The 1,462-nt window shown below is 67.0% G+C and carries 1 protein-coding gene and 1 pseudogene; both read left to right on the forward strand.

The window, feature by feature from the left end; all coding sequences use genetic code 11:
• The first annotated feature begins 89 nt into the window (after positions 1-89).
• Positions 90-1,211 (forward strand): bactofilin family protein, encoded by a 1,122-nt coding sequence (locus tag AC097L_RS24125; protein ID WP_479589259.1) that lies wholly within the window; start codon positions 90-92, stop codon positions 1,209-1,211.
• A 5-nt stretch (positions 1,212-1,216) separates the two neighbouring features.
• Positions 1,217-1,462: pseudogene (locus AC097L_RS24130) on the forward strand (hypothetical protein); the annotation flags it as partial.

The raw sequence follows: 1,462 nt of genomic DNA on the forward strand, positions 1-1,462 counted from the left end.
ACCGTGCGGTACCGCCGTGCGGCTGCGCCAGTGGCCACCGCGTCGGTAGCAATGTCTGTGCATGCGCCGGTACCTGCAGAGGTACATCCATGATGCTGGCCCTGCTGGTCTTGCTCACGGCATCGGTCCTGGCGGTGCCGTTGCTGCCTGCGTTGCGCGAATGGCAGCGGCCCAGCGATGTGGTTCCGCTACAGATCGACGAGGCCGATGCCCTCGACCCGCCGTACCTGGCCCACAGTTTTGCGACCCTGCTGGCAGAAGCCGTCCGCACGGGTGCCAGCCATCTGGGGGGCTCGACCATCACCCATCTGGTGTTGGGCCCGGAGAGCGCCGACCTGCCTTTGCAGCCAGCGGAAATCCTCGCGGGGCGCAGTGACCGGCTGTGGCACATCGAAGGCGGTGTCCAGTTGCCTGAGAACATGCATTTCTATGCGGAAGTGGCGGCCTCCGGTTGGCTGCGGACCGCGACCGATGGTGTCTACCGCGCCCTGTGGGCGGGTACCACGGCCACGCTGCAGCCTGGTACGACCGTACTGCGTTGGGCGCACGGGCAAGAGGTGCACATTGGTGACGCATGCCAGGTTACTGGCCGGGTGACGGCCCAGCAGTCCATCACCGTCGCGCGGGGAGTGGACTTCATGTTGCTGCATGCGCCCCAAGTGCTGTTTGTCGGGTACGCCGGGTGGTTCGCCGGTTGCCCCCCGGATGATTCGGCCGTGTGCGTTGCCATGACCGACTGGCCTGCCGGTGTGGTCTGGGACGGCACAGTGCGCCGGGCTTTTGCCCGCCTGGCACTGCAAGTGGATGCCTGCCGGGCGTGGCGTGCCGACATCGTCTGTTTGGCAGACCTGGTGCTCGGTGCGTATTGCCAGGCCACAGGCAGCCTGAAGGCGCGCGGTGTCTTGCATGTGGGACCTGGCAGCCAGATCAGCGGCAATGTGGTGGCGGGGGGAGTCATCCACCTGGGCGCGGGTTGCGTGGTGCGTGGTTCGGTGGTGTCCGAGACCGCCATTGTCTTGGGCGCTGGCTGCACCATTGGCACGCCGAGCCAAGCGGCGACAGTGGCGGCACCGCAGATCCGGATTGCTGCCGGGACAAGGGTGTACGGTACGGTGTGGGCCGATGAGAGAGGCGCGACCGCCCTGTCCGACAACGGCGAAGCCGACAATCTCTTGTGGGCCGATACGTCCCTATCGGGGGTGGTGGTATGACCGCCATGGCGTTGTTTCGTCTGGCACGCGGTACCGTGGTTGCGGCCCTGCTGGTCTGGGCCGCGTTATGGGCCTGGCCGCATTGGGGGGGGGCACAGCCCGTGGCACTGACGCACCTGGCATTGTTGGTGCCTGACGATGTGACCAGCGACGACCCCACCGTGCAGGCTTGGCAGGATGCGGCGGTGGAAACCGGCTTCTCGATGTCCTTGGTGCGGGCCTCGGCGCTGCTGCGTCCGGGCGGCTACCCG

The sequence above is a fragment of the Rhodoferax sp. RT5P35 genome (genome assembly GCF_056521385.1).